This is a genomic window from Albidovulum litorale, assembly GCF_025751495.1.
Lineage (GTDB): Bacteria > Pseudomonadota > Alphaproteobacteria > Rhodobacterales > Rhodobacteraceae > Albidovulum > Albidovulum litorale.
On sequence record NZ_JAOWKZ010000002.1, the window covers coordinates 719,338 to 744,156 of the forward strand.

Genomic DNA, 24,819 nt, shown 5'->3' on the forward strand with positions numbered 1-24,819 from the left:
GACGGGCCGCTGGGCCCGTTTTTTGTTGTCTGAAGAGCCGATGTCCGACCTTATCGCGAAAACCGCCATTGACCGGCGCCTGGCCGAGATCGTGACCCCGACCATCGAAGGTCTGGGCTTCGAATTGGTGCGCATCCGGCTGATGGGCGGCAACACCAAGACCTTGCAGATCATGGCGGACAAGCCCGAGGGCGGGATCGACGTCGATGATTGTGGCAGGATTTCCGTGGCCGTCTCGGCCGTTCTCGATGTCGAGGACCCGATCGAGGATCAGTATAACCTTGAAGTTTCCTCGCCCGGCATCGACCGGCCGCTGACCCGGCTGAAGGATTTCGACGCCTGGAAGGGCTATGAGGCCAAGATCGAGACCGGCGAACTCATTGACGGGCGCAAGCGCTTCAAGGGCGTGATCGCGGGGACCGAGGGCGACGAGGTTCTGGTCGAGATCGAGGAAGGCACGATCGGGTTGCAGTTCGACTGGCTGGCCGATGCGAAACTGGTCCTGACCGATGAGCTGATCACCGAAATGCTGCGGCAGAAGAAGGCGACCGAGACGGTCGACGAAGCCGCGTTTGACACAATCGAAGAAGAGACTTCCGAGGAGGAATGAATGGCGATTACCTCTGCCAACCAGCTTGAGCTGCTGCAAACCGCCGAGGCGGTCGCGCGCGAGAAGATGATCGACCCCGGTCTGGTCATCGAAGCGATGGAAGAAAGCCTAGCCCGCGCGGCGAAGTCGCGTTACGGCGCCGAGATGGATATCCGCGTGGCGATCGACCGCAAGACGGGCCGCGCGACCTTCACCCGCGTCCGCACCGTGGTTGAGGATGATGCGGTCGAGAATTATCAGGCCGAACTGACCGTGGCGCAGGCCAAGCAGTATCTCGACGACCCCAAGGTCGGCGATGAGATCGTGGACGAGGTTCCGCCGGTCGATCTGGGCCGGATCGCGGCGCAATCGGCCAAGCAGGTCATCCTGCAGAAGGTCCGTGAGGCAGAGCGCGACCGTCAGTACGAGGAATTCAAGGACCGCGCGGGCACGATCATCAATGGCATCGTCAAGCGCGAGGAATATGGCAATATCATCGTCGATATCGGCCGCGGCGAAGCCGTTCTGCGCCGGAACGAGAAAATCGGCCGCGAAAGCTATCGCCCGAACGACCGTATCCGCTGCTACATCAAGGATGTCCGCCGCGAGGCGCGTGGCCCGCAGGTCTTCCTGTCGCGCACCGATCCGCAGTTCATGGCGGAGCTCTTCAAGATGGAAGTGCCGGAGATCTACGACGGCATCATCGAGATCAAGGCCGTGGCCCGTGACCCGGGGTCTCGCGCCAAGATCGGCGTTATCTCTTACGACAATTCCATCGACCCGGTCGGCGCCTGCGTCGGCATGCGCGGCTCCCGCGTCCAGGCGGTGGTCAACGAACTTCAGGGCGAGAAGATCGACATCATTCCTTGGAATGAAGATCAGGCGACGTTCCTCGTGAACGCTCTTCAACCCGCCGAAGTGGCCAAGGTCGTCATCGACGAAGAGGCCGGCAAGATCGAGGTCGTGGTGCCCGATGAGCAGCTGTCGCTCGCCATCGGTCGTCGCGGTCAGAACGTGCGGCTTGCCTCGCAACTGACCGGGCTGGATATCGACATCCTCACCGAAGAGGAAGAAAGCCAGCGCCGTCAGGCCGAGTTTGCCGAACGCACCAAGCTCTTCGTCGAAGCGCTGGATCTCGACGAATTTTTCGCCCAGCTTCTGGTCTCGGAAGGCTTCACCAGCCTCGAAGAGGTCGCCTATATTGAGTTGGACGAGCTTCTGTCGATCGAAGGCGTGGACGAAGGCACCGCCGAAGAGCTTCAGGCCCGCGCCCGCGACGTGATCGAGGAACAGAACCGCAAGGCGCTGGAAAACGCCCGTGCACTGGGCGTCGAGGATAGCCTGATCAACTTCGAGGGCCTGACGCCCCAGATGATCGAGGCTTTGGCCAATGACGGCGTGAAGACGATCGAGGACTTCGCGACCTGCGCGGACTGGGAACTGGCCGGTGGCTGGACCACCGTCAATGGCGAGCGGGTCAAGGATGACGGCATTCTTGAGAAGTTCGACGTGAGCCTTGAAGAGGCGCAGACTCTTGTCATGACCGCCCGTATCCAGCTTGGCTGGGTTGACCCGGCCGAGCTTGAGGCCGATGCGGAAGAGGGCGAGGAAACTGAAGAGGGGGCCGAGGCCTGATATGGGCATCGGGAGGATCGCATATGACCCGAGGGGGACGCGACAAGGATAGAGACCAGCCCGAACGGCGCTGCATCGTCACCGGTGACGTGCAGCCCAAGACGGGGCTTGTCCGCTTTGTCGTCTCTCCTGAAGGTCAGGTCTTTCCCGATCTTGGCGAAAAGCTGCCGGGCCGGGGCATGTGGGTCACGGCCGATCGCGAGATGATCGCCAAGGCGGTGAAGAAGGGCCTCTTTTCCCGCGCAGCAAAGGCGCAGGTCACGGCCGCCGAAAATCTGCCCGATCTGGTCGAGGCGGGTCTTGCCAAGCGCGTCGTCGACCATATCTCCCTTGCCCGCAAGGCGGGCCGCGCGGTGGCCGGGTTCGAGAAGGTCAAGGGCTGGCTGGCCGACGGCAAGGCCAAAGTCCTGCTGCAGGCCTCTGACGGGTCGGAACGCGGCAAGGGCAAATTGTGGACACCCGAAGGCGGTCGCTGGTTCGGCTGCCTGACCGCGTCAGAGCTCGGTCTGGCCTTTGGCCGCGATAGTGTGATACACGGCGCGCTCGGCGCTGGCGGATTGAGTAATCGTGTTGTAGAGGAAGCGGCAAAGCTTTCTGGTCTGAGAAAGAATGACGGCGGAAGGTCCGCCGGGAAGGATGCAAAGTCGGCATGAGCGAAACAGACGGTAAAAAACCCCTCGGCCTCGGGGGCGGGCGTTCCGGTCAGGTGAAGCAGAGCTTTTCCCATGGCCGCACGAAGAGCGTCGTCGTCGAGACGAAGCGCAAGCGCGTTGTCGTGCCGAAGCCGGGTGCACCCGCCGCGTCGGGCGGTGGTGCTGCCAGCGCAGGCGATCCGTCGCGTCGCCCTGCCGGGATTTCAGACGCCGAGATGGAGCGACGCCTGAAGGCTTTGCAGGCCGCCAAGGCGCGCGAGGCCGAAGAAGCCGCGCAGCGCGCGGAGGAGGAGCGCCAGCGCGAGGAAGAGCGCGAGCGTCGCCGGGCCGAGGCAGAGGCCAAGGAACGCGAGGATCGCGAGCGCGAGGAAGCGCTGAAGGCCAAGGCCGAGGAAGATGCCCGCAAGGCCCAGGAAGCCGAGGCGCGCGCGGCCCGCAAGGAAGAAATCAAGAAGCCCGCCGCGAAGTCGGCACCTGTCGATCAGGCAGCCGCGGAAGCTGCTGCGGCCCGAGCCGAAACCAAAGGTGTCAGCTCCTCCGGCCCACGCAAGACCGATCGCGAACGCGACCGGGGAGCAGCCGAACGGGATACCCGTGGCAAGGGCGGCCGCGACGAGGGTCGCCGGTCCGGTAAGCTGACACTCAACGAAGCGCTTTCGGGCGATGGCGGTCGCCAGCGCTCGCTCGCCGCGATGAAGCGCAAACAGGAACGTGCGCGCCAGAAAGCGATGGGCATGAATGTCCGCGCCGAAAAGCAGGTGCGTGACGTCCAGCTTCCCGAGACGATCATCGTGTCCGAGTTGGCCAACCGGATGGCCGAACGTGCCGCTGACGTGGTCAAGGCGCTGATGAAGATGGGCATGATGGTCAATATGAACCAGCCCATTGACGCCGACACCGCCGAACTGGTGATCGAGGAATTTGGCCACAAGGCCGTCCGGGTTTCGGACGCCGATGTCGAACAGGTCATCGACACCGTAGATGACAAGGACGAGGATCTGGTGTCCCGCCCGCCGATCATCACGATCATGGGCCATGTCGACCACGGCAAGACCTCGCTTCTCGATGCGATTCGCAAGACTAACGTCGTCTCCGGCGAAGCCGGTGGCATCACCCAGCATATTGGTGCCTATCAGGTGACGACCGAGTCTGGTGCGGTTCTGACCTTCCTCGACACGCCGGGCCACGCGGCCTTTACGTCGATGCGGGCGCGGGGCGCCCAAGTGACGGATATCGTCGTTCTGGTCGTCGCCGCCGACGACGCGGTCATGCCGCAGACGGTCGAAGCCATCAACCACGCCAAGGCCGCGAAGGTACCGATGATCGTGGCCATCAACAAATGCGACAAGCCTTCGGCCAATCCGCAGAAGGTCCGCACCGATCTGCTGCAACACGAAGTCGTCGTCGAGGCGATGTCGGGTGATGTGCAGGATGTCGAGGTGTCCGCCACGACCGGCAAGGGTCTGGATGAGTTGCTGGAAGCCATCGCGCTTCAGGCCGAGATTCTGGAACTGAAGGCCAACCCGGATCGTGCCGCGATGGGTGCTGTGATCGAGGCCAAGCTCGATGTCGGCCGGGGTCCGGTTGCCACCGTTCTGGTGCAGCACGGCACACTGAAGCAGGGTGACATCTTCGTCGTCGGTGAACAGTGGGGCAAGGTCCGTGCGCTGATCAACGATCAGGGCGAGCGGGTGAGCGAGGCCGGGCCTTCGGTGCCGGTTGAGGTTCTGGGATTGAACGGCACGCCCGAGGCCGGTGACGTCCTGAACGTCGTCGAAACCGAAGCGCAGGCACGCGAAATCGCGAGCTATCGTGAGCAGGCCGCCAAGGACAAACGCGCTGCCGCTGGCGCCGCCACGACACTTGAACAGCTGATGGCGAAAGCCAAGGAAGACAAGAACGTCTCAGAACTGCCGATCGTCGTGAAAGCCGACGTCCAGGGCTCTGCCGAGGCGATTGTTCAGGCTATGGAAAAAATCGGCAACGACGAAGTCCGCGTCCGCGTGCTGCATTACGGCGTCGGCGCGATCACCGAATCGGATATCGGCCTGGCCGAAGCCAGCCAGTCTCCGGTGATCGGCTTTAACGTCCGGGCCAACGCTCCAGCACGGGCTGCCGCAAACCAGAAAGGTGTAGAGATCCGCTATTACTCGGTCATCTACGACCTTGTAGATGATGTGAAAGCTGTGGCTTCCGGCCTGCTTTCGGCCGAGATTCGTGAAAACTTCATCGGCTATGCGTCGATCAAGGAAGTCTTCAAGGTCTCTGGCGTCGGCAAGGTCGCGGGCTGTCTCGTTACCGAAGGTATCGCCCGCCGGTCGGCCGGTGTTCGACTCCTGCGCGACGATGTGGTGATCCACGAGGGCACGCTGAAAACCCTCAAGAGATTCAAGGACGAAGTTAAAGAAGTCCAATCCGGTCAGGAATGCGGTATGGCCTTCGAGAATTACGAAGACATCCGTCCGGGCGACGTGATCGAAATCTTCGAGCGCGAAGAAGTAGAGCGCAAGCTAACATAAAAATAGGGGCCTCGCGGCCCCATTCGAACACAACCAAAAGGTCGCCTGAGTTCACGCGGCCTTTTTCGTGACTGGATATCCTTCAAAGATAAGTTGCCCGACCCGGACGAGAATCTTCCCGTTTTCGAGCTGACGCTCGAAAACTCCCTGAACGGAGACGCAACTCCCAAGAGTGATGGTGCGCAGCATCGCGTAAACTCCCCAACGGCGGGCTGCTATGACGATAGCGATCACTCGTTAACAGGGCACTAATGACTGACCCGGATTTGTAGCGGTATTTTCCCCTATTTGGAAACGATTATTGGCTATCGCTGCCGATCGGCGGGAAACTTCCTCAACCTATAGTTGCATAAAATGAGGAAATGTCAAAGCCAATCACGCAATACGGGAATCAGCGGCAGATCGGCAGGCGGCATCGGATAGTTGCGAAGATCCTTGGCCCGGACCCAGGCCAGTTCCTGATTCTCACGCGATTGCGGCGTGCCTTGCCATTTGCGACAGGCAAAGACCAGCATCAACAGGTGAAAGTCATCATAGGCGTGACTGGCAAAGGTCAACGGCGCAAGGCAGCTTTTCCAGGTGTCGATGCCCAGCTCCTCGTGCAATTCACGAATGAGCGCGGCCTCAGGCGTTTCACCCGGCTCCACCTTGCCGCCTGGAAACTCCCAGAGGCCAGCCATGGACTTCCCCTCGGGTCGCTTGGCCAGCAGCACGCGACCGTCCACGTCGATCAGGGCGACGGCAGAGACCAGTATGACCTTCACCGACGCCCCCTGCTTCACGACCGGTAATCGGCGTTTATATCGATGTAGCCGTGGGTCAGATCACAGGTCCAGACGCTCTTGGCGGCTTTACCGAGGCCAAGATCGACCTGGATCAGCAGTTCGTCGCCCTTCATATAGGCCGAGGTCTGTTCCTCAGAGTAATCCGGGCTGCGCCAGCCGTTTTCGGCGACGAGGATATCGCCGAACCGGATCGACAGCTTGTCGCGATCCGCCTTGCCGCCGGACTTGCCTACCGCCATGACGATACGGCCCCAGTTTGCGTCTTCACCGGCAATCGCGGTCTTAACCAAAGGCGAGTTTGCGATGGCCATGGCGATGCGGTGGGCATTTGCGGCATCCGAGGCACCGGTCACGCGGACCTCGACAAATTTTGTGGCGCCTTCGCCGTCGCGAACGACCTGATGCGCCAGGTCCATCATCACGTCGCGCAACGCAGCCTCAAACGCCTTGGCGGTCTTCGACCGCATATCGCCGATCTCTGCCGCCTTCGACTTGCCGGTCGCAGCAACGATCAATGCGTCGGAGGTCGAAGTGTCACTGTCTACCGTGATCGCGTTGAAGGTCTGGTCGGTCTGACGCGAGACCATCTTTTGTAGGTTGGCAGCAGAGATTTTCGCGTCGGCGAAGATATAGACCAGCATCGTCGCCATGTCCGGCGCGATCATGCCCGACCCCTTGGCGATACCGGCGATACGGATTTTGCCACCTTCGCCTTCCACCTCGGCCATTGCCCCTTTGGGGAAAGTGTCCGTCGTCATGATCGCGCGGGCAGCGAGTTCGATCGCATCGCCCGAGAGCGTCGCCTTCAGATCGTCGAGTTTCGCCGTGATACGCTCATGCGGCAGCGGTTCGCCGATGACGCCTGTGGAGGAGGAGAAGACCCGCGATGCCGGGATGCCGAGCGCCTTGGCAACGCCTCCGGTGACGGCATCGACAGCCTCTTGCCCCAGCGCGCCGGTAAAGGCGTTGGCATTACCGGAATTGACGATGATCGCAGCGCCGTCTTTCGGCCCCGCCGCCTTCTTCAGCTTGGCCTGACAATCCAGAACGCAAGCCGCGCGGGTCGACGAGCGGGTGAAAGCCCCTGCAATGGCAGTGCCGGGCGCAAGCCGGGCCAGCATCACGTCAGTGCGGTTCTTGTAGCGGACATTGGCCTCGATCGCGGCGAACTCGACCCCGGCGATCTTCGGCAGGGCCGGAAACCCGTTCTTGGGTGCCAGCGGAGAAACCGGATTGGCCTTCTTCGTCTTGGCAGCGACCGCGGTAGCCACCTCCGAAACAGCGCCGCTGACCGCCTTGTAGGCATCCCCTGCAGCCTCTTCCAGTTGCGGGCGGACATCCTCGTCAAACTGCTTGCGCAGCTTCTTGAGCTTGCCTTTCAGCTTCTTCGCCTCGGCCTTCCAGTCATTGCCTTTCTTGGCCATCGCCAATCTCCTCGCTGGAGTGTTCAGTTATCAAGAAGTTCCGTCTTCTTCAGGATCGCCGGGTCGATACCCTCGACCATCTTCTCGACTGCGGCCGCATCCGTCAGCGCCTTGACCTTTTCTTCAACCGCATTGCCCTGCAACTCGCCCGCCAGTTCATCACGCACGTCGTCGATGGTCGGGGCGGCCGCACTGCGCACCTCGTTCAGCTTGATGATGTGCCAGCCGAACTGAGACTCAACGGGTTCAGAGACCTGACCCGGTTCCATCGCGATGACGGCATCCTCAAAGGGTTTGACCATCATGCCAACACCGAACCAGCCCAGATCGCCACCGGCAGCTGCCGATCCACGATCCGTCGATTTTTCAGTGGCCTTCACCGCGAAGTCAGCGCCACCGTCAATCTCGACCTTGAGCGCGTTTGCCTCTTCCTCGGTCTCAACGAGGATATGGGCAGCACTGTATTCTTTGCCCGGCTCCTGGCCGGCATAGCGTTCCTCGAAGAGCGCCGCGATCTTCTCTTCCGTCACAGCGGCTTTTGCCGTCTCATCCAGAGTCACGCCCGCAAGATAGCTACGACGATTGTTGTCCAGCACCAAGGTATCGCGCTTGCGCAGATTGGCCTCGGCCTCTTCCGACAGGGCGACCTGCTGGATGATCTGGTCGAGAATGCCGTCGAACAGGGTCTTGTCATCAAGCTGCAGATACTGCGCTGGCAGGTTGTCGCGAAGCGCGATCATGTGGCCAAGCGTGATTTCCGTACCGTTCACAGTTGCCACGACAGTCTCGGCCGTCGGGTCTTCGGCGCGGGCCGTGCCGGTAAGTGCCAGCGACACCGCGAAAGCGCCGAGAATGTGGGCCGGTTTCAACATCGTGACGTCTCCTTAAGGGCCGCCCATGGAGGCAGCGTTGACTATCGCACGGCAGACCCTTACATCGCGATGGTCCAGTGAAGGCCTGCCGCGCCTTTGTTCGCCGCCGTTCTAGGCGTAGCGAGAGATGGCGGCAAGACCGCGTTTCACCGGAGCGAATTCAGTCGAACCCGAGCGGAGAAAACATGCTGGGCCTCGGAACTATCGCCAAGAAGGTCTTCGGCACGCCGAACGACCGCAAGGTCAAATCGGTCCGCCCGCTGGTGGAAAAGATCAACGCCCTCGAACCGGAATACGAAAAGTTTTCGGATGAGGAGATCAAGAAGAAGACGGAAGAACTCGCGAACCGGGTACAGCAGGGCGAGAGTCTTGACAGCGTCCTGGTTGAGGCCTTCGCGAACTGCCGCGAAGGGGCGAAGCGGGCGCTGGGTCTCCGGGCCTTCGACGTGCAGCTTATGGGCGGCATCTTCCTGCATCAGGGCAATATCTCGGAGATGAAGACGGGCGAGGGCAAGACCCTCGTCGCGACCTTTCCGGCTTACCTGAACGCGCTGTCGGGCAAGGGCGTGCATATCGTCACGGTCAACGACTATCTGGCCAAACGTGACGCGGAATGGATGGGCAAAGTGTATTCCCAGCTCGGCATGACCACGGGTGTCGTCTATCCGTTCCAGGATGCCGAGGAAAAGCGCACCGCCTACAAGGCGGATATCACCTATGCCACGAACAACGAACTTGGCTTTGACTATCTGCGTGACAACATGCGCGCGACCGTCGAGGAGATGATGCAGCGCGGGCACAACTTCGCCATCGTCGACGAGGTGGACTCTATCCTCATCGACGAAGCGCGGACGCCTCTGATCATCTCGGGACCAAGTCAGGACCGGTCGGAGCTTTACATAACGCTCGACAAGTTCATCCCGGAACTGACCGAAGAGCACTACAAGCTCGACGAAAAACAGCGCAACGCGACCTTCTCGGAAGCTGGCAACGATTTTCTTGAACAGCGGCTGTCTGCCGCAGGCCTGCTGCCCGAAGGCCAGACGCTTTACGATCCGGAGTCGACGACGATCGTCCACCATGTGAACCAGGCGCTTCGAGCCCACAAGATGTTCAAGAAGGACCAGCACTATATCGTCCGCAATGGCGAGGTCGTCCTGATCGACGAGTTTACCGGCCGGATGATGCCGGGACGACGACTGTCTGACGGGTTGCATCAGGCCATCGAAGCCAAGGAGGGCGTGTCGATCCAGCCGGAAAACGTGACGCTCGCCTCCGTCACGTTCCAGAACTACTTCCGCCTATACGACAAACTTGCCGGGATGACCGGCACGGCGGCAACCGAAGCCGAGGAATTCGCCGACATCTACGGGCTGGGCGTGGTCGAAGTGCCCACAAACAAGCCCATCGCCCGGAAAGACGACCACGATCAGGTCTATCGCACCCAGCGCGAGAAATACGAGGCGATCATCAAACGCATCCGGAAGGCCAATGAAAAGGGCCAACCGGTTCTCGTCGGCACGACGTCGATTGAGAAATCGGAACTCCTGAGCGAGATGCTGAAAAAAGAAGGCATCAAGCACAACGTCCTAAACGCACGCCAGCACGAGCAAGAGGCGATGATCGTCGCCGAGGCCGGCAAGCTTGGCGCTGTGACGATTGCCACAAACATGGCCGGACGCGGGACCGACATCAAGCTGGGCGGCAATGTCGAATTCAAGGTGATGGAGGCCATCGCCGCTGACCCCGAAGCCCATCCCGACGAAGTGCGTGCGCGGATCGAGGAGGCGCACAAGGCCGATGAAGATGCGGTCAAGGAAGCGGGCGGGTTGTTCGTTCTGGCCACCGAACGCCACGAAAGCCGCCGCATCGACAACCAGCTGCGCGGCCGGTCTGGCCGTCAGGGCGACCCGGGGCGGTCCTCGTTCTACCTGTCGCTGGAAGACGACCTGATGCGGATTTTCGGGTCCGAAAAGCTGGATGCCGTTCTGTCGAAACTGGGCATGGGCGAGGGCGAGGCGATCATCCATCCTTGGGTGAACAAATCGCTGGAACGCGCGCAGGCCAAGGTCGAAGGCCGCAACTTCGATATGCGTAAGCAGATCCTGAAGTTCGACGATGTTATGAACGATCAGCGCAAGGTGATCTTCGGCCAGCGGCTGGAGATCATGCAGGCAGACGACATCGAGGAGATTGCGCAGGATATGCGCCATCAGGTCATCGACGATCTGGTGGACGAATACCTTCCACCGAAATCCTACGCCGAACAGTGGAACTCCGAAGGCCTCTACGCCACGATTATGGAGAAGCTGACGCTGGATCTGCCAGTCATCGACTGGGCCAAGGAAGACGGTGTCGATCAGGACGAGATGCGGGAGCGCCTTTACAAAGCCTCGGACGACCTCATGGCCGAAAAGACGGCCGCCTTCGGGCCCGATACGATGCGCCAGATCGAAAAGCAGTTCCTGCTGCAGACTATCGATACAAAATGGCGCGAACACCTGATCACGCTGGAACATCTGCGCTCGGTCGTCGGATTCCGGGGATACGCCCAGCGCGACCCGCTGAACGAGTATAAGTCCGAAGCCTTTGCGCTTTTTGAAAACCTGTTGGACGGGCTGCGCGAGGACGTGACTCAGAAACTAGCCCATGTCCGGCCAATGTCCGAAGAGGAACAGCGCGCTCTGCTTGCACAGATGGAGCAGCAACGGACCACCGGGAAAGCGCCGGAAGCAAGCGAAGAGCGCGAGAGCGCGGCGTCGCAACCAGCTCCGGGATTTGATGAGGCCGACCCATCAACCTGGGGCAATCCGGGGCGCAACGATCCCTGTCCCTGCGGCTCGGGAAACAAGTTCAAGCATTGCCACGGACGGCTTGCCTGACAGCCTCCTCGCGGGCCGCTCAGGCCCGCAGACCGTCCATGACGCGGATGAGTTCGGTCGATATGCCGGGTTCCGACAGAGCGTGACCGGCGGCGGGGATCATCCGCAGTTCAGACCGCTTCCAGTGCTGGGCCAGCATCCATGCCGACACCGGTGGACAGATCATGTCGTAGCGGCCCTGAACGATCGTCGCTGGCACGTCTTTAAGCCGGTGAAGGTCACGCAGGATCTGGCCGTCGACCTCCAGAAATCCGCGATTAAGGAAATAGTGGTTTTCCAGCCGCGCAAAGGCACGGGCATAGTCGCCGGGGGCTTCGCCTGCAACGCCGTCATGGTCAACGCTCGCAAGGGCGTTTTCCCAACCGGTCCAGGCACGAGCAAATCGGATTTCGGTAGCCATGTCCTCGCAAAAAAGTCGGCTGTGATAGGCGGCGATCATGTCGCCCTGTTCGGAAGCGGGGATATGGCGGGCGAAATCCTGCCAACGGTCCGGGTAGAACGCCCCGGCACCACCGCCGTAGAACCAAGCCAGTTCCCCTTCCGTCATCAGAAAGACGCCGCGCAGAACCAGATGACGGGCGCGTTCGGGATGGGTCTGTGCATAGATCAGCGCGAGCGTCGCGCCCCAGCTTCCGCCGAAGACAATCCAGTTCTCGATGCCCAGTTCGTTCCGGATACGCTCGATATCGGCCACCAGATGCCAGGTCGTGTTGGCCTCAACGCTTGCATGGGGCCGCGAACGTCCGCAGCCGCGCTGATCAAAGAGGATCACGCGGTAGGTCGATGGATCGAAATAGCGCCGCATCGCCGGTGAGCAGCCGCCCCCGGGGCCACCGTGCAGAACGATGACGGGTTGGCCCGAAGGATGGCCGCATTGCTCGACATAGATGCGGTGGCCGTCGCCCACGTCCAGAAACCGCTGATCGAAGGGTTCGACCTGCGGATAAAGAAAGGTGCCTGTGCGCTTTTGCCCTGCGATCCGGTCCATGGATTGACTATATACCGGGAAACGCCCCGCCCGCCATGGGTGGAATATGAACTGCCGGAGAGGAAAAATGGCGCCCGAAACCAGCACGGTCGATCCTGCCGAAGTCGCGAAATTCGAGGCAATGGCGGCGGAATGGTGGGACCCGCAGGGAAAGTTCAAGCCACTGCATATGATGAATCCGGTCCGGCTCGACTACATCACCCGGCAGATCGCCGCCGAGTTTGGTCGCGACCTGACAGGGCCAAAACCTTTCGCAGGCCTCAGGCTTCTCGATATCGGTTGTGGTGGCGGGCTTCTGTCGGAACCAATGGCGCGGCTTGGTGCTGATGTCGTCGGCGCGGACGCGGCGGCGCGCAACATCCCGGTGGCGCAGATCCACGCAGAGGAGCAGGGGCTGAATATCGACTACCGTCACACCACCGCCGAGGCCTTAGTCGTGGGCGGAGAAGCTTTTGACATCGTGCTTGCCATGGAGATCGTTGAACATGTGGCTGACCCCGCAAGTTTTATCGCGACCTGCCAGGACCTTCTGAAGCCCGGCGGGTTAATGATCGCCTCGACCATCAACCGTAACGCCAAAAGTTTCATTGCCGCCATCGTTGGCGCTGAATGGGTGATGCGCTGGCTGCCGAAGGGTACGCATGACTGGGCCAAATTCATCACGCCGGACGAGTTGTATGCTCATCTTGAAGGCGCAGGACTGGCGCCGCTCGACAAGAAGGGTTTCGCATTCAATCCGGTCAGTTGGCAATGGTCGATCTCGGACCGCGATCTTTCCGTAAACTACGTGACCGCGAGCATCCGTCGCTGATCCTATTCCGCGCCGAGCCGGAGGCGCAGCTCCCTCAGGATCGGCAGGGCCGCCCTGATCTTGTCCGCGCCAACGGCGCGCACCACTTCACCGACAACCGGCGTGATGGCGGCAAGCGCGGCATCGCGCGCTGAGCGCCCTGCCGGGCTGATCGAGACGAACTTCCGCCGCGCATCGTCCCAGTCGGGACGAATATGGACATGGCCTGCCCATTCCAGCTTGCTGAGCGTGTTGGTCATCGCCCCACGCGTGACGTGAAACGCGTCTGCCAGCTGCGCCGGTGAGCGTTCGTCGTTGACATGCGCCAGATGGTTCAGGACCGAAAAGTGGCTGATTTCCATTCCCTTAGGCAGCGCCCGGCTGATCTGGTTGCGGGCGAGCTGGTCGGCCATGAAGACCTCGGAAAAGAGGGCGACGGCCAGGGGATCATTGTCAGCGGCCATATCAGGGCCCTTCGAAGTCGCAGTCATGGAGGAGCGAGGGAACCTGGCTCCGCGCCTTGTCTACGGCGTCAAGGTCCAAATCGACAAGCAAAATTCCCGTTTCGGTGCCACCATCGGCAAGAACCTCGCCCCAGGGCGAGACGACCAGCGAATGCCCGTAGGTCCGTCGCGGCCGACCTGCATGGGCGGCATGGGTGCCCGTCTGGGCGGGTGCCAGAACGAATGCCCCGCATTCAATTGCCCGCGCGCGCAGGAGCGGTTCCCAGTGCGCCGCGCCCGTCGTGTCGTTGAAAGCGGCGGGCACAGTCAGAATCTTCGCCCCGGCTTTGGCCAAGCGTCGGTAGAGATTCGGAAAGCGAAGGTCATAGCAGACGGTCAGACCGATAGCCCCGAATGGTGTATCAGCCAGGACCGCCCGGTTGCCCGGCCTATACCCCGTCGATTCACGATATTGCTCGGTCTCGGACACTGTCACGTCGAACATGTGGATCTTGTCATATCGTGCCGCGATACCGCCATCGGGACGGATCAGGAAGGATCTGTTGGCAAAGCGTCCATCCGCATCATGCGTTAACAGCGCCAGTGACCCGGCAAGCAACCAGATTCCAAGCCGCTCGGCCTCTTCCCGGAGGGCTGACAGGGTAGGATCATCCTGCTCATGTCGCAGTACCGCACGCTGATGCGCCCGGTCAGAGGACAGGCAGTTCGTGACCTCGGGTGTCAGCACGAGGTCCGCGCCCTTCGTCGCCGCCTCCCGCAGGAGTGACAGAGTCACCGGCAGGTTCGCCTGCGGATCGTCCGTTACTGAAAGCTGGAGGAGAGCGGCCCGCATGTGTCAGGCCGCCAGCATCGGGTCAAGCTTGCCCGCACGGTCGAGCGCGTGAAGATCATCGCAGCCGCCAACATGCACGCCGTCGATGAAAATCTGCGGCACGGTGTACCGGCCATTTGCGCGCTGCATCATTTCCTGCCGAAGCTGGGCATTGCCCGAAACGTCGGTATCTTCATAGGCCACGCCCTTTCGGTCCAGAAGTCGCTTGGCGGCGATACAGAATGGGCACCACGGGGTGCTGTAAATCTCAATACGTGGCATTGATACCTGTTCCTCAAGTCGTGGTGACTATAGGGATTTAGGCATCCTTCGCAACGCGCGCCAGCACCAGCGTCGAAACCGTGTTCGCACCCCCTGCCAGACAGGCATCAGCCGCCGCTGAAAGTGTCGCGCCCGAGGTCATCACGTCGTCGACCAGCAGCACATCACGCCCCATGACCCGACCTGCGCGACGCGGATGCATGCGCATCGCGCCAGAGACATTGGCGAACCTTTCGTCACGGTTGCGCCCATCCTGAGATGCGGTTTTCCGACGACGGATAAGGAGGTCGGGACAATGATCGAACCTCGCGGCTTTTGCGATCGCGTGCGACAGAAGGGCCGATTGGTTGTAGCGGCGTCGGAAAAGACGAGTCCAATGTAGCGGCACGGGGACCACCAGCATGTCCTGCTTCAGGATCGGTGCCGCCGCACGCAAAAGCCATGCACTCGCGGGCCGGACAAGGTCTAGCCGGTCGCCGTGTTTCAACGCCAGCACCAGCTTGCGTCCGTTATCCTTGTAGAGAAGTGCCGCCCGACCCCTCTCCCATGGTCGGGCAAGCATCAGACAATCGTCACAATATTCCGGCCTGCCCTCATCTTCACCCGGCAGCGGCATACCGCATTGATCGCAAACCAGACCACCGATAAAAGGCGTGTCCCGCCAGCAGGGTCCGCAGAGGCCAAAATCCTCGGTGGCTGGCTCGCCGCAATTGATGCATTGCGGGGGGAAGAGCGTGCCAAGCACGCTTTGCATTCCTCTTCGAAGCAGCCTAGTTTCGCCGATCATGACGCATCCGCCCAAACTCACTGACCGCACGGCCCTGACCCGCAACCGTATGCGCGCCGTGAGGCAGGGGGCGGAATTGTTTCTGCACGCGGAATGCGCGGCTGAGATTGAGGAAAGACTAGGCGAGGTTAACAAACGGTTTACGGCGCCCGCCGTCGTCACCGGATTTCCCGGACCGTGGATGGAGATTCTGCCTGCCGCGCGGTTCGTTGAAGACGCTGAAACTCTGGCGCTGGAACCGGGTGCACATGACCTGATCGTGCATGGCCTGGCCCTGCACTGGGCGAATGACCCGGTAGGGCAACTGGTGCAATGCCGCCGCGCGCTGAAACCCGACGGGTTGTTTCTGTGCGCCTTGTTCGGGGGCCAGACCCTTGCCGAACTGCGCGCCTGCTTGGCCGAGGCCGAAAGCCGCCTGACCGGTGGCCTGTCGCCGCGGGTGCTGCCCATGGGGGAAATACGCGATCTTGGCGCGCTGTTGCAACGCGCGGGCTTTGCCCTGCCCGTGGCCGATGCCGCAAAAAAGACCGTGACCTATGCGACTGCCTTTCACCTGATCACCGATCTGAGGGCGATGGGTGAGGGCAATGCTCTTCATTCCCGAAGCCGCCGGATCACGCCGCGCGCCCTGTTCCCGGAAGCCGCCCGTATCTACGCAGAAAGCTATTCCGTGCCAGAAGGCCGCATAGCTGCGACGTTCGAGCTGATCTTTCTGACCGGCTGGGCACCCGATGAAAGCCAGCAAAAACCGCTCCGCCCTGGATCAGCCGCGCAACGACTGGCTGACGCGCTGGGTGCGACCGAAACGCCTCTCGACCCCGGGAAAGATTGACGCGCGCTGATTTCTGTCTATCTCGGTCCTTGGACAGGAAGGGGAATCCATGAAAGACCAGCTAGACCGCCCCGGAGACGGCCGCCTTGCCCATGCCCCGGCGGATCATCCTCCGATCGCACAGGCGCGCATCGGTGTACTGGTGGCCAATCTCGGCACGCCGGACGATTACAGCTATTGGCCAATGCGACGCTATCTGAGCGAGTTCCTGTCGGACAAACGCGTCATCGACTATCCGTCTTGGAAATGGCAGCCGCTGTTGCAGCTGATCATTCTGTCGAAACGGCCATTCAGTTCCGGCGCGAATTACAAGTCGATCTGGAACCACGACAAAGGTGAAAGCCCGTTGATGACAATCACCAAGGCGCAGGTCGAAAAGCTGCGCGCTGCCGTGGTCGGGCGATACGGCCCCAATGTGATGGTCGAGTTCTGCATGCGTTATGGAAATCCATCGACCGAAAGCGTAGTGCGGCGCATGGTCGATGCGGGTTGCGAAAAGATCGTCTTCCTGCCGCTTTACCCGCAATATGCCGGCGCCACCTCGGCCACGGCCAACGATCAGTTCTTTCGTGCACTGATGAAGGAGAAGCGTCAGCCTGCCGTCCGTATCGTGCCCGAATACTTCGACCACCCGCTCTATATCGAGGCGCTCGCGCAGTCGGTTGAGCGGGTTTATGCCACACTCGATCAGAAACCGGACGTTCTGGTCGCTTCCTACCACGGGATGCCGAAACGCTACCTGATGGAGGGTGATCCCTACCATTGCCAGTGCCAGAAAACCTCGCGGCTCTTGCGCGAGCGATTGAGCTGGGGGGCGGATACGATCGACACAACGTTCCAGTCGGTCTTTGGCCCCGAGGAATGGCTGCGACCCTATACGGTCGAACATGTCGCCGAACTCGCCAAAGCGGGCAAGAAGCGTATCGCCGTTATCTCACCGGCATTTTCGGCCGATTGCATCGAAACGCTGGAAGAAATTCAGGGCGAAATTCGAGAGGCGTTTGAACATGCCGGTGGCGAAAGCTTCACCTATATCCCCTGCCTGAACGACGACGACGCCCATATCGTGGCGCTTATGGCCGTACTGAACGATAACCTTGCAGGCTGGACTGGCTAAACAAACGGGCCGAAAATGAAAAAGGCGGTGGAGAGCCACCGCCTTTTTGCATGTCGACTTTGCGACGGATCAGTTGCTGGCAGCAGCAGCGATCAGCAGAAGCGCGAGAACCGCGACGACAACGCCAGCGGAGGACGAGGACGACGCCTCTTCAACAACCGGCTCCGGCTCCATGACCGGCTCAGCCATGCCACCGGCGAAAGCGGTGGTGGTGGAAAGCGAAAGAACAGCAGCAAGCGCGAGCTTTTTCATGTACATTCTCCATTTTAACCGCGGCGAATTATTCGTGAGGTTCGCCGCAGCATACAGTGATCACCTCGTATCATCCACTAACGCACTAGGTTCGGAATTTGCAACCTGAGACCTGCTGGAGAATTCAAGCTTTCCGTCAATTCGTCAAATAAGCAACACTTGCGTGCCGACTTGAGCGAAGGAAAACAATTCGGAAATGTGCTCATTATACAACCCGACACAACCGTTCGACGAACGGCGACCGATCTTCCGCGTGTCGTGGGTACCGTGGATCCGGTAGTACTGCCAAGACAGGTATAATGCGTGCGTTCCAAGCGGGTTATCCGGGCCCGGGCCGACATAATCGGGCCATTCAGGGTTACGCAGTTTCATAGCCGGTGTCGGACGCCATTCAGGGCCGACAACCTTTCGCACAACCTCTGTACGGCCACGCCGGGTCAGATCTTCGGTTAGCGGCACGCTGGTCGGGTACAGCTTGTAGATGCTCTCGTCCTCGGACCAGTAATGCAGGGCGCGTGATGTTGTGTCGACCAGAATCGCACCGTTTTTCAAGCTGCCGAAGTAGGGTTGCCATTGCAGCGAACGGAAGCTGGAAATATTGCGCCGAATGTTGTTGCCGAGATCGGCTTCAAGTTCGACGGTGTTGGCACCGGTCTGCGCCAGGGCAGGCGCAGCCATGGTCGCGCCAAGCGCCGCAGCGGCTCCAAGTATCGAGCGGCGGCTGAATTGATTGGAGTCTGAGCTCATCCTCGGGTCACCTTTTGTTATGTTCGACCGGCACGTCCCGCACCGATACATTCTGGAATCGAAGAAACAATATGCTTCTTTCACCGCATTCTCAATTCACGGTGACGTATGATCGGATGCCGGTGTGAGCCATGTGTAACATCCTGCCGACAATTCAAGATCGCGTTTGAACAGCCGTGCAGGACCCTGTAAAGGACGTGACCGGACAAACGGGGATAACCTGCAATGATACGTCTTTTCAGCCTTCTTCTTGTTGCCGTGGCGCTCGCCGGATGCGCCGGCGCACCCGTGCGTCTCGGGCCGGACGGCAAGCCTCTGCCGCAAGCCTACATGATCCGGAAAAGCGATGAAGGCCGCGTCACTTACGCTATGGTCGACGGGATCAATGCCCTTCGGTCGGCCGCTGGTGCACCGCCGGTAACGCTGAACGCACAGCTGACCGCGGCCGCCGCAACACATTCGCGCGACATGGCCGTGCAGAACCGACCCTGGCATTTCGGTTCCGACGGGTCCTCGCCGCTGCTCCGGGTTCAGCGCACCGGTTACGCCGGTCGTATGCTGGGTGAGAACATTTCCGAGACTTACGAGACCGAGGTCGAGACGCTGTCCGCCTGGATGGAAATGCCGGATACGCGGGCTGTCGTTCTCGACCCCGCGGCGCGCGATGTCGGTTTCTCATGGTACCAGGAACCGGGTGGCAAAATCTGGTGGACGCTGGTGACCGGCGGCTAATCCACTGACTTTAAATGAATAACTGGCGGCCAGTGGCCGCCCTTTTCATGGATAGATGTAGATCGGCGTGCCGACGCGGACCATCGAATAGATCTCTTCCATCTCGCCGTCTTTCACGGCAATGCAACCTGCAGTCCAGTCCTTGCCACGGCCTTTGTGCTTCCGCGCACGACCATGGATGAAGATGTCGCCCCCGGGCTTCTTTCCCTGCGATTCTGCAAATTCCACGTCGCGCTGATTGGGATACGAGATGCCGATGGACAGATGATAGTTGCTGTTGGGGTTCTGCCTGTCGATGAGATAGGCTCCTTCCGGCGTCTTCTGATCGCCCTCGAACCGCTTCGGGCCAATCGGGTTCCCGCCGAGCCCGACCTTGTAGGATTTCAGTGCCTTGGTCCCGTTAACGAGGTGCAGCTTGCGTTCGGATTTAAGTAGGACAAGCCGGGTGACTTCAGGGCCGTTGTAGGTTCGAAACTTCGACCCGCCGCAGCCCACCAGTCCCGCTAGAGCTGTCAGTGCCATAAAGGTTCTTCGGTTGAACATGCCTGCCGCCCCTGCCCGTTTCACCGGTTTTCTTTGTTTTACACCGAAGGGAGGCCTACCGGAAGTAGGCAGATTTCCGCTTACAGAAAGGTGACTCAGCGTGCAAACCGGGCGACAAGCTCGACATGCGGCGACCAGCGGAACTGATCGACAACCTGCACCCAGTCGATGCGATACCCAGCGTCATTCAGGATGCGGGCATCACGGGCGAACGTGACGGGGTTGCAGGAGACCGCAGCGATAACCAGTACATTTGAAGCAGCGAGTTCTTGCGTCTGCGCCTCGCCCCCCGCACGTGGCGGATCTATCACGGCAGCATCAAACCGGTTCAGTTCATCCGGCATCAGCGGGCGACGGAACAAGTCGCGTGTTTCGGTAGTCACTTTGTGCAGCGCCTGAGCCTGCCGCCATCCCGCATCAAGCGCGGCCAGCATGGCCGCCTCGCCCTCAACCGCATGAACCTCCGCCCATTCTGCCAGTGGCAGGGTAAAGGTGCCCGAACCCGCGAATAGATCGGCGATACGGCTCGAACCGACGACAGCCTCACGCACGGCGGCGACCAGTGCGGACTCGCCTTCCGCCGTCGCTTGAAGGAAAGCGCCGGCGGGTGGAACGACGATGGCTTGTCCGAAGCGTTGCGCGGCTGGGTAACGGTTGGCGACGGGTTCGCCGTCCCATGTTAGACGCGCGAGGCCTGCGCGTTCGGCAAGCTTCGCGAGGTCGGAAAACAGGCTCTGTTCCAGCGGTTTTCCACCTGAAACCGCAAGATCGGCACCCCCTTCTGTTCGCGTCACCGTCAGCGCCAGTTCGCCCTTGCGAGAGGCACCGATCATCGTGACCTCAGCCAGATGCGGCAAGGTCGCTATCAGATCAGGATGTAAAAGCCGGCAGCCCGGCACCTCGATAATCGTGCCAGAGGCGCGGCCGTGAAAGCCGACAAGCGCGCTTTTCTTCGTCCGTCTCCCGGAAAACGTGGCGCGGCGGCGCGACTGCGGGGCCGAGGTGATGACCGGCCGGAACGGGGCATCGACCCCCTGAGCAGCTAGGGCGGTGCGGACAACATCCACCTTCCAGTCCGCGACAAAACCATCAGACGCGTGCATCAATGCGCAACCGCCGCAGGCGCGGTAATGTGGACAGACGGGTTTTACGCGGTGGGGCGACGGTTCAACGATCTTGGGCGCGGCTATGCGGCCCTCCGTAACGTCGCCCTCCACCACCTCGCCCGGCAGGGCCATCGGCACGAAGACGGGTCCCGGCGCGACGCCGTCGCCGAGATGGCCGAGCCGTTCGACGGTCAGCTTCACTCGGCAGCCTCTTCGACGCAGATGAAGCCGCCCGACTGCCGGTCCCAGTAGCGGGCATAAAGCCCGCCTTTGGCCAGCAGTTCGGCATGGCTGCCTTGCTCGACGATCCGGCCCTGATCCAGCACGACGATCCGGTCCATCTCGGCGATCGTCGACAGGCGGTGGGCGATGGCCAGCACGGTCTTGCCCTCCATCACCCGGTGAAGCGCGCCCTGCACCTGCGCCTCAACCTCGCTGTCCAAGGCCGACGTCGCCTCATCCAGAACCAGAATCGGCGCGTCCTTCAGGAAGGCGCGGGCGAGCGCGATGCGCTGGCGCTGGCCGCCCGAAAGCTTCACGCCCCGTTCGCCGAGATAGGCGTCATAGCCCTTGCGGCCCTTGTGGTCCTGAAGCCCGTGAATGAATTCATCGGCCTCGGCAGCCTTCGCGGCGGCGACCATCTCCTCCTCGGTCGCATCCGGGCGACCGTAAAGGATGTTGTCCCGTGCCGTGCGGTTGAACATCGCGGTTTCCTGCGTGACCATCGCGATCTGGCGGCGCAGGCTTTCTTGCGTCACCTCGCGCACATCGTTTTCGTCGACCAGGATCCGCCCCTCTTCTGCATCATAGAGACGCAGAAGCAGCGCAACCAAGGTCGACTTGCCCGCACCGGAAGCCCCGACGATACCGATCTTTTCACCCAGATGGATTGTCAGATTCACCCCGTCCAGACCGCCTTTCTTACGGCCATATGCAAAGCTTACATTCTCGAACCGCACCTCACCCGCGATACGCTGCAGCTGACCGGCATCCGGCGCGTCGGTCAATGTATGGGGCGGGGTCAGGGTACGGATTCCGTCTTCAACCTCACCGATCGAGGCGTAGATCGACATGAGGGTGAAACTGACCCACCCGGTCATCTGCGCAATACGGATCGAAACTGCGCCCGCGGCGGCGATATCCCCTGCCGTGGTAACGCCAATCGACCAGAGCCAGAGGGTGCCGCCGATGAGGAATACCGGCAGCACCCCGGCAACCGTCATAAGAGCGAGACGAAACCAGGCAGACAGAACACCGAAATCGAGCGCGGTCTCTCGAAACCCGGACATCGCGCGCAACGCTGCTTTGTCCTCATGGTCGGCATGGGCAAAGAGCTTCACCGTTTTGATGTTCGTGATCGTATCTACGACCTGACCCGTGACCATGGCCCGCGCGCCGGCCCGCGCGGCGGACTTTCCCCGAACGCGTGGCAAAAATGCACGGATCAAGGCTAGATAAAGCACAATCCATACCCCGAGTACCAGCGCCATCCATGAGTTGATCGTCAGAAGAAACAGGACCGAACCGACAAGTGAAGCGAGCGCGAAGGCTATCGTGTTGATGGTTTCACTGGCCACATCGGTAACCGCGCGCGCCGCCTGCATCTGCTTTTGCGCGATCCGCCCGGCAAAGTCGTTGTCAAAGAAAGTTACCGCCTGGCCCATCGTCCAGCGATGCAGCCGTGACAGCACCAACGGCAATACGTTCGGCTGCACCACGATGGAGTTGGATGCCGCCGATAGCCCAAATGCGATCGGCCGCGCGACTACGAGGAACACCACGAAACCGACCAGCAACTGCCAATGGTCGGCAAAGACCGTCATGGCATCGGCGGAGGTGGCAAGGTCCACTACTGCGCCAAGATACCAAGCAGTCACAACCTCCATCGTTCCCGCAACGGCGGAGATGGCGGCGGCCAGAATAAGCGGCCCCCAGGCACCCGAAAGGCACCACAGAAGGAAACGTCCCAGCGTTCTGGGCGGTGGCCCCTCCGCCGGGCGGAAGGCGTCGATCATGTCGCCCATTTTCATTCCGCCGCCTCCTGCCCGTCGTCAGTACCAATGAAGCCGCCAGATTGCCTGTCCCAGAAGCGGGCGTAAAGGCCGCCCATCGCAAGAAGCCCGGCATGATCGCCCTCTTCTGCAATCATGCCATCGTCGAGCACCACGATCCTGTCCATCCGGGCGATGGTGGACAGGCGATGGGCGATAGCGATCACCGTCTTACCCTCCATCACGCCGTAAAGAGTTTCCTGAATCGCCGCCTCGACCTCGCTGTCCAACGCCGATGTCGCCTCATCCAGTACAAGGATCGGCGCGTCCTTCAGGATCACGCGGGCCAAAGCCACCCGCTGCCGCTGACCGCCAGACAGTTTCACGCCGCGTTCTCCGACCTGCGCATCATAACCCTTGCGGCCCTCGGGGTCGGTCAAATCCATAATAAAGTCATGCGCCTCGGCACGTTTCGCGGCTTCCACCATCTCTGCCTCGGTCGCATCGGGGCGGCCGTATAGGATGTTTTCGCGGACGGAGCGGTGCAAGAGCGACGAATCCTGCTGCACCATCCCGATCATCTGGCGCAGGCTGTCCTGCGTGACACCGGCGATGTCCTGACCGTCGATCAGAATGCGCCCACCTTCGGCGTCGTAGAACCGCAGCATCAGCTTGACCAGCGTCGTCTTGCCCGAGCCGGAACGTCCCACAAGCCCGATTTTCTCGCCCGGTTCGACCGTCAGATCGACACGCGCCAAACCGCCCGAACCGCGCCCGTAATGGTGGGATAGAGCCTGAATCTCGATCCGACCCGCCTGATAATCCAGCGGCTTTGCATCCGCGCTGTCCGTGAGAGCAATCGGCTGGGCGATGGTCTCCATCCCCTCGCGAACCACACCCAAGGCCTGCACCAGATTCGAGGTCGCCCACATGATCCAGTAGGTCATGTTGTTGAGCCTGAGGACCAAAGCCGTCGCCGCCGCGACGAGCCCGATCGTCGCCTGCCCGTGATACCAGAGCCACAGCGCCAACCCCGTCACCGACACGATCAGGAACCCGTTCAGATTTGTCAGTGCGACATCCATCTTCGTAATCAGCCGCATCTCGGTCTGGAAGGTTTTCCGCGCGGTCTCGATCGCTTCTCCGGCATAGGCCACCTCCCGGTCGTGATGGGCGAACATCTTGACCGAATGGATATTCGTGTAGCTGTCGACGACCCGACCGGTGATCGCCGACCGTGCATCCGAAGCAGCCGTCGATGCGGGACCTACCCGCTTCACCGTCCAGCGCAGCAAAGCAAAATAGAGGCCGATCCAGACCAGCATAGGCAGGGCCAGCCGGATATCGGCATTCGAAAGGATCGCAAGCGACCCGATCAGCGTCGTAAAGGCAAAAGCCACCGCATCGAAAGTCTGGAACACGGCGTCGCCCGCAGCGGGCGGTGTCTGCATGATCCGGTTGGCGATGCGGCCGGCAAAGTCATTTTCAAACCAACCGACTGGCTGGCGCAACACATGCCGGTGCGACCGCCAGCGGATCAAAGTGCCGAAATTCGGCAGGATGGTATTATGCAGAAGCGCCACGTCGATCCCCCCCAAGAGCGGACGGATCAAAAGAACCGCAAGCGCTGCCAGAATGAATTCGGTCCCGTGTGCGGCCCATACTTCGGCAGGCGTGCCGTTGTTCAGCAGATCGACAAGTCGGCCGACATACCAGATCAGCGCGATTTCGATCATTGCGACCAGCGTCGTGAAACCTGCAGTCGCGACAAACACGCGCCGGAACGGCTTCGCGTAATCCATCAGGAAGGGCAGCAGACGCCGTGGCGGCTCATCCGTCTCTTCATAAGAGACATAAGGATCGACGAGATTTTCAAAGAAACGAAACATGGAGGAAATCCAGCAGCGGGCAATATGGGAAAGGGCGGTGCATCGCGGGACCGCCACTACGGGACTCGGTCCGGCTCAGGCGAGCGGTCGAAACATCCCGTATCTCATAGTGCACCCTCCATCTGGATC

At 61.0% G+C, this 24,819-nt stretch carries 24 protein-coding genes; 9 read left to right on the forward strand and 15 right to left on the reverse strand.

All coding sequences use genetic code 11. The features are described 5' to 3' along the window. The first annotated feature begins 40 nt into the window (after positions 1 to 40). Genes rimP through infB form a run of 4 tightly spaced genes read left to right on the forward strand, consistent with a single transcriptional unit; the run spans position 41 to position 5,396 of the window. On the forward strand, positions 41 to 610 hold the full coding sequence (gene rimP / locus OEZ71_RS09380) for a ribosome maturation factor RimP (RefSeq protein WP_263739686.1): 570 nt from the start codon (positions 41 to 43) through the stop codon (positions 608 to 610). Beyond that, a complete protein-coding gene (nusA, locus tag OEZ71_RS09385) occupies positions 611 to 2,224 on the forward strand; it encodes a transcription termination factor NusA (RefSeq protein ID WP_263739687.1) in 1,614 nt (537 codons plus the stop codon). A gap of 23 nt (positions 2,225 to 2,247) precedes the next feature. Further along, on the forward strand, positions 2,248 to 2,877 hold the full coding sequence (locus OEZ71_RS09390) for an RNA-binding protein (RefSeq protein WP_263739688.1): 630 nt from the start codon (positions 2,248 to 2,250) through the stop codon (positions 2,875 to 2,877). Then, entirely contained in the window at positions 2,874 to 5,396 is a 2,523-nt protein-coding gene (gene infB / locus OEZ71_RS09395; RefSeq protein WP_263739689.1) for a translation initiation factor IF-2, read from the forward strand. Before OEZ71_RS09390 ends, infB begins: the two co-directional genes overlap by 4 nt. A gap of 51 nt (positions 5,397 to 5,447) precedes the next feature. Here the strand turns inward: infB and OEZ71_RS09400 are convergent, their stop codons facing one another. The 4 genes from OEZ71_RS09400 to OEZ71_RS09415 form a co-directional block, all read right to left on the reverse strand. Next, positions 5,448 to 5,585, reverse strand: coding sequence for a hypothetical protein (locus OEZ71_RS09400; protein WP_263739690.1), 138 nt, complete (start codon positions 5,583 to 5,585; stop codon positions 5,448 to 5,450). A gap of 176 nt (positions 5,586 to 5,761) precedes the next feature. After that, positions 5,762 to 6,160, reverse strand: coding sequence for an 8-oxo-dGTP diphosphatase MutT (gene mutT, locus OEZ71_RS09405; protein ID WP_263739691.1), 399 nt, complete (start codon positions 6,158 to 6,160; stop codon positions 5,762 to 5,764). 14 nt (positions 6,161 to 6,174) lie between these two features. After that, positions 6,175 to 7,605: a bifunctional glutamate N-acetyltransferase/amino-acid acetyltransferase ArgJ gene (gene argJ, locus OEZ71_RS09410; protein ID WP_263739692.1), complete on the reverse strand. Its 1,431-nt coding sequence runs from the start codon at positions 7,603 to 7,605 to the stop codon at positions 6,175 to 6,177. Between the two features lie 23 nt (positions 7,606 to 7,628). Further along, entirely contained in the window at positions 7,629 to 8,477 is an 849-nt protein-coding gene (locus tag OEZ71_RS09415; protein ID WP_263739693.1) for a peptidylprolyl isomerase, read from the reverse strand. Between the two features lie 185 nt (positions 8,478 to 8,662). On the opposite strand from OEZ71_RS09415, the gene secA reads away from it, so the two are divergent. Next, on the forward strand, positions 8,663 to 11,359 hold the full coding sequence (gene secA, locus OEZ71_RS09420) for a preprotein translocase subunit SecA (RefSeq protein ID WP_263739694.1): 2,697 nt from the start codon (positions 8,663 to 8,665) through the stop codon (positions 11,357 to 11,359). 19 nt (positions 11,360 to 11,378) lie between these two features. Here the strand turns inward: secA and pip are convergent, their stop codons facing one another. Next, entirely contained in the window at positions 11,379 to 12,347 is a 969-nt protein-coding gene (gene pip, locus OEZ71_RS09425; RefSeq protein WP_263739695.1) for a prolyl aminopeptidase, read from the reverse strand. Between the two features lie 67 nt (positions 12,348 to 12,414). Between pip and ubiG the strand changes: the two genes are divergently transcribed. After that, a complete protein-coding gene (gene ubiG / locus OEZ71_RS09430; RefSeq protein WP_263739696.1) occupies positions 12,415 to 13,158 on the forward strand; it encodes a bifunctional 2-polyprenyl-6-hydroxyphenol methylase/3-demethylubiquinol 3-O-methyltransferase UbiG in 744 nt (247 codons plus the stop codon). Positions 13,159 to 13,160: 2 nt separating this feature from the next. Here the strand turns inward: ubiG and OEZ71_RS09435 are convergent, their stop codons facing one another. Genes OEZ71_RS09435 through OEZ71_RS09450 form a run of 4 tightly spaced genes read right to left on the reverse strand, consistent with a single transcriptional unit; the run spans position 13,161 to position 15,448 of the window. Continuing rightward, on the reverse strand, positions 13,161 to 13,601 hold the full coding sequence (locus OEZ71_RS09435) for a MarR family winged helix-turn-helix transcriptional regulator (protein WP_263739697.1): 441 nt from the start codon (positions 13,599 to 13,601) through the stop codon (positions 13,161 to 13,163). 1 nt (position 13,602) lies between these two features. Continuing rightward, a complete protein-coding gene (locus OEZ71_RS09440; RefSeq protein ID WP_263739698.1) occupies positions 13,603 to 14,433 on the reverse strand; it encodes a carbon-nitrogen hydrolase family protein in 831 nt (276 codons plus the stop codon). Positions 14,434 to 14,436: 3 nt separating this feature from the next. Continuing rightward, on the reverse strand, positions 14,437 to 14,694 hold the full coding sequence (grxC, locus tag OEZ71_RS09445; protein ID WP_263739699.1) for a glutaredoxin 3: 258 nt from the start codon (positions 14,692 to 14,694) through the stop codon (positions 14,437 to 14,439). 37 nt (positions 14,695 to 14,731) lie between these two features. Further along, positions 14,732 to 15,448 carry a ComF family protein gene (locus OEZ71_RS09450; protein WP_263739700.1) on the reverse strand — a complete coding sequence of 239 codons (717 nt, stop codon included), beginning with the start codon at positions 15,446 to 15,448 and terminating at the stop codon, positions 14,732 to 14,734. A 31-nt stretch (positions 15,449 to 15,479) separates the two neighbouring features. On the opposite strand from OEZ71_RS09450, the gene OEZ71_RS09455 reads away from it, so the two are divergent. Beyond that, entirely contained in the window at positions 15,480 to 16,313 is an 834-nt protein-coding gene (locus OEZ71_RS09455; RefSeq protein ID WP_263739701.1) for a methyltransferase domain-containing protein, read from the forward strand. 49 nt (positions 16,314 to 16,362) lie between these two features. Further along, on the forward strand, positions 16,363 to 17,430 hold the full coding sequence (hemH, locus tag OEZ71_RS09460; protein ID WP_263739702.1) for a ferrochelatase: 1,068 nt from the start codon (positions 16,363 to 16,365) through the stop codon (positions 17,428 to 17,430). A 69-nt stretch (positions 17,431 to 17,499) separates the two neighbouring features. On the opposite strand, the gene OEZ71_RS09465 is transcribed toward hemH, so the two are convergent. Continuing rightward, the gene (locus OEZ71_RS09465) at positions 17,500 to 17,682 is read right to left on the reverse strand and encodes a hypothetical protein (RefSeq protein WP_263739703.1); all 183 of its coding nucleotides are present in this window, start codon (positions 17,680 to 17,682) and stop codon (positions 17,500 to 17,502) included. A gap of 144 nt (positions 17,683 to 17,826) precedes the next feature. Further along, a complete protein-coding gene (locus OEZ71_RS09470) occupies positions 17,827 to 18,429 on the reverse strand; it encodes a L,D-transpeptidase (RefSeq protein WP_263739704.1) in 603 nt (200 codons plus the stop codon). A gap of 225 nt (positions 18,430 to 18,654) precedes the next feature. Here OEZ71_RS09470 and dalA point away from each other — a divergent pair, with 225 nt between their 5' ends. Next, positions 18,655 to 19,161 (forward strand): divisome-associated lipoprotein DalA, encoded by a 507-nt coding sequence (gene dalA / locus OEZ71_RS09475; protein ID WP_263739705.1) that lies wholly within the window; start codon positions 18,655 to 18,657, stop codon positions 19,159 to 19,161. Positions 19,162 to 19,206: 45 nt separating this feature from the next. On the opposite strand, the gene OEZ71_RS09480 is transcribed toward dalA, so the two are convergent. The 4 genes from OEZ71_RS09480 to OEZ71_RS09495 form a co-directional block, all read right to left on the reverse strand. Further along, entirely contained in the window at positions 19,207 to 19,683 is a 477-nt protein-coding gene (locus OEZ71_RS09480) for a L,D-transpeptidase family protein (protein ID WP_263739706.1), read from the reverse strand. 116 nt (positions 19,684 to 19,799) lie between these two features. Then, on the reverse strand, positions 19,800 to 21,011 hold the full coding sequence (locus OEZ71_RS09485) for a class I SAM-dependent RNA methyltransferase (RefSeq protein WP_263739707.1): 1,212 nt from the start codon (positions 21,009 to 21,011) through the stop codon (positions 19,800 to 19,802). Next, complete coding sequence (locus OEZ71_RS09490) at positions 21,008 to 22,840, reverse strand: ABC transporter ATP-binding protein (protein ID WP_263739708.1); 1,833 nt, start codon at positions 22,838 to 22,840, stop codon at positions 21,008 to 21,010. The genes OEZ71_RS09485 and OEZ71_RS09490 overlap by 4 nt, the downstream gene beginning before the upstream one ends. Next, complete coding sequence (locus OEZ71_RS09495; protein ID WP_263739709.1) at positions 22,837 to 24,690, reverse strand: ABC transporter ATP-binding protein; 1,854 nt, start codon at positions 24,688 to 24,690, stop codon at positions 22,837 to 22,839. Before OEZ71_RS09495 ends, OEZ71_RS09490 begins: the two co-directional genes overlap by 4 nt. Between the last annotated feature and the right edge of the window lie 129 nt (positions 24,691 to 24,819).